Source organism: Rhizobacter sp. P2_H2, assembly GCF_056403375.1.
This window is the reverse complement of record NZ_JBFUFP010000472.1, coordinates 1-4,052: the sequence shown is the minus strand read 5'-3', so window position 1 is coordinate 4,052 and position 4,052 is coordinate 1. Positions and strand designations below refer to the sequence as shown.

Below are 4,052 nucleotides of genomic sequence, written 5' to 3'. Positions count from 1 at the left end.
GCCCTACCTGAACGTCGAGTACGGCCCCCTGTTCGCCCGCGTCGACAGCTTCGGCATCCAGGTCCTTCCGCTCGGCTACGGCCACGTCGAGCTCGTCAGCCAGTACCGCAGCGATGGCTACGATTCGACGCTGCTGAGCCGGCGCCACGACTCCGTGCCACTGGGCCTGGGCACGCTGCAGATCACGCCCATCGGCGCGTTCGGGCTGCAGGTGCTGCATGACCTGGGCAAGTCCGGCGGCAACCTCGTACAGGCACGCTACCTGGCCGAGCTGCCGCTGGGGCGGGTCACCGTCTACCCGGAGCTGGGCGTCGAATACCAGTCGCGGGCCTACGCCGGCTACTATCGCGGCACCACCGACGCCGATGCAGCCGTGCTCGGCAGCGCCTACCAACCCGGATCCGCCTTGAACCCTTCCATCGGCGCCATGATCGAGACGCGGCTCGTGGACCGCTGGTACCTCAACGCCTACGTCCGGCGGACCTTTGCCGACCGTTCCATCTCGCGCAGCCCGCTGGTCGCCAGGGGCCCGGTGAGTTCGCTGCTGATGGCCGTGAGCTACCGCTTCTGAGGCCGGGACCGACATGCACCTGAGACCGCTGCGGGCGCCGAGCCTGCGTTGCTGGCTGGCGGTGTCGATCATCGCCCTGGCGACCGGCTGCTCATCGGTCCAGCCCTGGCAGAACGCCCCGGCCCGGCCGGGGCAGCCGGCCCCCGAGGCCCCGCAGCGCTCCATCGTTGCGGCGCTCACGCTGTCGGGCGGCGGGGCCCGTGCCGCCGCCTTCGGCCTCGGCGTGCTTCGCGAGTTGAAGGACACGCGCTTCGACTGGGACGGCCACCCGACCACGCTGTTCGACGAGATCAGCCTGGTCAGCGGGGTGTCGGGCGGCAGCATCCTGGCCGCGCATTTCGCGGCCTTCGGCGACGAGACGCTGACGCGCTTCGAGCCCGAGTTCCTGCTCGATCATGTCGAGGCCGACCTGATCACGACGGCACTCACGCCCCGGGGGCTGTATCGCCTCGGTTCCCCGTGGTTCGGCCGCAGCCACCTGCTGGCCGAGCGGCTCGACCGGCTGTACGGCGGCCGCACCTTTGGCGACCTGGCGAAGCGCAAGCGCGCCCCCGACCTGCTGGTGACCGCGACCGACCTGACCACTGGCGCGCCGTTCGAGTTCTCACCCAAGCAGTTCGAGCTGATCTGCTCGGACCTCTCCAGCGTGCCCTTGTCGTTTGCGGTCGCGTCGTCGTCGGCGGTACCGATCCTGCTGACGCCGATGACGCTGCGCAACTACGCCGGCCAGTGCCCGGCGCCCCCTCTGGCGGCCCCGCCGACCGGCAGCGGCGACAGCTTTCGTGCCCGGGTGCTGCAAGCCACGGCGCGCAGCTACCTCGATGCCCACGAACGCCCTTTCCTGCACCTCGTCGACGGTGGGGTGTCCGACAACCTGGGCGTGCGGTCCTTGATCGACCAGGTGGTGGCCGGCGGTTCGTTCCAGGCGACCTTCCGCGGTGCTGCGCCCGGGTCGATCCGTCAATTGCTGCTGATCGCCGTGAACTCGGAGCGCGACCTGGCCGAACGCATCGACCGCAGCGACCGGGTGCCGAGCACCGGCCAGGTGATGGATGCGCTGCTGTTCGGTGCCGGCGCCCGCGAGACGCAGGTGACGCTGGCGATGCTCGATGAAGACGTGCAGCGCTGGAGTCGCGAGCTTCACGCCCAGCGCGGCGTCCAGGGCAGCCCGTTCGCGGCCGATGCGCAGATCAACGTGATCAGCATCAGCCTGCGTGACATCGACGACCCGGCGTTGCGACGCAGCGTGCTGCAAGTACCGACGGCCTTCACGATCGCGCCGCAGGACGTGGAGCGGCTGCAGGAGGCGGGGCGGGCCGCATTGCGCGGCTCGGCGGAGTTCCAGCGCCTGCGCCGCAGCCTGGGGGCAGCGTCAGCTTCCGAGGACATGCCTTCAGCGCCGTAGCGCCGAAAGACAGTTGAGGACCACGTCCGTCAGCCGCGAACCACTCCCACTGGATGATCAATCGGCATGGTGCCTCCCTCTGTACAGACGAGATAAAGGCCGTGCCTCACTACGAATACCGTCACACGTACCGTTGCTGACTGACCGCCTTGCAGCGGTTGCGGCCGGTCAGCGGGAGACTTCGAATGTCCGCTCACCGCGGCACTGCTGACACTGAGAGGCGCCCTCGGCAACGCTGGATGGAMAGCGGTTCGTCTGCGCCTCGACCTGGCGCGGCGGGACGTCCGCTCTGCGCGCCCGGGAACTCACACAGTCGACCCGTTGCTGTCGGGCACCATCTACAGCAGCGGCCCGTCGCTGACGGCAAGTACCGGCTCATTACTGCCTGTTGCGGCTGGGCCGGACAGCGGACGGTGAAGCGGCACTACCGACCCCTAAGGGGTGCGCGTCCACCCGCTCGAGCGGACATCCGGGGTGTGTCGGCATTCAGCTGCGCCAGGGGTGATGCCAATACAGGCAGCTGAGTTGGTGCGTGTTCTGCGCCCGTGCGGCGGTTCATGTTCGGCCCGAGTGCGTGCAAAGGGCTTGCGCGGCCAGGTGGCGGGCGAGCAGATCGATTCGGAAACTGTGGTCGGCATCGCTGACCTTGCGGTCGTCATGGAAGCTGTGATTGATCAGACCAGGCCCTCAGGTCCGCTTCAGTTGGCCGTGATCWTGCGTTCCCGCACGACGGTGCTCCACTTCGCGTCTTCTTTCTTCATGAAGGCCGTCAACTCGGCGCGCGTCGTGGGCTGCGGGGTCAGCCCGTGCTTATCCAGCGCGTCTTTCACGCTCGGGTCGTTGAGCACCTTCACGATCTCGACGTTCCAGCGATCCAGAATCGGCGTGGGCGTCTTGCCCGGTGCCACGAAGGCATACCAGTTCAGTGCCTCGAAGCCGGGGTAGCCGGACTCCGCGACCGTCGGGATGTTGGGCATGTAGGCCGGACGCGTCGGACCCGTGGTGGCCAGCGGGACGAGATTTCCGGCCTCCACGTGCGGCAGCGCAGTGGGCGGCGCCGAGAAATAGGATGCGATGCGTCCGCCCAGCAGGTCCTGCAGGGCCGGCGCGCCGCCCTTGTAGGGCACGTGGGTCATCTCGATTCCGGCGCGCTGGCTGAAGAGTTCGCCCGCCAGGTGAGATGCCGATCCCGCGCCGGTGGAGGCGTAGTCCAAGCCACCCGGCTTCTTCTTCGCCAAGGTCACGAACTCGGCCAGCGTCTTCACGCCCACGCCTTTGTGGACCACCAGCACGTTGGGGAAGTTGACGCCACCCGACACCGGCGCCAGATCCTTGAACGGGTCGTAGCTGACCTTCATCACGTGCGGAGCGATGGTCAGCGGGCCGACCGAGCCGAACAGCAGCATCGTGCCGTCGGCCGGACCGTTGGCCACCTGCTGGTGCGCGATGTTGCCGCCGGCGCCGGCCCTGTTGTCGACGACAACGGTTTGGCCGATGTTCTCGCCCAGCTTCTTGGCGATCAGGCGGGCCGCTGCATCGGCCGCGCCGCCGGCGGCAAAACCCACGACCAGCGTGACCGGCTTCTTGGGTGGGAAGTCCTGTGCATGGCTGGGGCCGCTCAGCAACAGCGCAGCGAAAGCTTGCGCCGTGGCGTGCAGCAGGTGGGATTTGTTCATCGCGGATCTCCGGAAAGGGTGTTGTGAGTGGTCTTCAGTCGGCCGCCAGACCGATCGAGTTGGGCTGGCGCTTTTCGATCGCATGCCGCAACAGGGCCGCGCTGCGGAAAATGCCGTGCCCGAACTTGCCGTAGGGCAGCGTGGCGAACAAGGCCATCACCGCGCCAAGGTGCAGGCACAGCAGCACGGCCAGGGCGGGCGTGCCGCGGCCCAGCCAGAGTGCCAGTCCGCTGGCGCTGGTGAGGAACAACAAGGCAATGAATCCCAGGTCCATCGGTCTTTGTACGGCGTCGCCATGCAAGGGATGGCGCCGGCGGTTCAGGTGCCACAGCCCTGCCGTGCCGATCATCAGGCTCACACCGCCGACCACGCCGAGCAGCTTGGGCAGGCTGGGCAGTTC

Annotated in this window: 3 protein-coding genes and 1 pseudogene; 2 read left to right on the top strand and 2 right to left on the bottom strand. The window is 68.1% G+C overall.

The genetic code is table 11. The features are described 5' to 3' along the window. Together AC1D15_RS20585 and AC1D15_RS20580 are read left to right on the top strand one after the other, a co-directional pair. On the top strand, positions 1 to 571 hold a 571-nt coding region (locus AC1D15_RS20585; RefSeq protein ID WP_477827429.1), incomplete at its 5' end, for a MipA/OmpV family protein. A 13-nt stretch (positions 572 to 584) separates the two neighbouring features. Next, complete coding sequence (locus AC1D15_RS20580; protein ID WP_477827428.1) at positions 585 to 1,976, top strand: patatin-like phospholipase family protein; 1,392 nt, start codon at positions 585 to 587, stop codon at positions 1,974 to 1,976. 698 nt (positions 1,977 to 2,674) lie between these two features. Here the strand turns inward: AC1D15_RS20580 and AC1D15_RS20575 are convergent. Both AC1D15_RS20575 and tcuB read right to left on the bottom strand, forming a co-directional pair. Next, entirely contained in the window at positions 2,675 to 3,652 is a 978-nt protein-coding gene (locus AC1D15_RS20575) for a Bug family tripartite tricarboxylate transporter substrate binding protein (protein WP_477827427.1), read from the bottom strand. A gap of 34 nt (positions 3,653 to 3,686) precedes the next feature. Further along, positions 3,687 to 4,052, bottom strand: a pseudogene (tcuB, locus tag AC1D15_RS20570) (tricarballylate utilization protein TcuB); the annotation flags it as partial.

Excerpts from the sequence above, each read along its gene's own strand:
- AC1D15_RS20580 (WP_477827428.1), top strand. The coding sequence starts at position 585 with ATGCACCTGAGACCGCTGCGGGCGCCGAGCCTGCGTTGCTGGCTGGCG.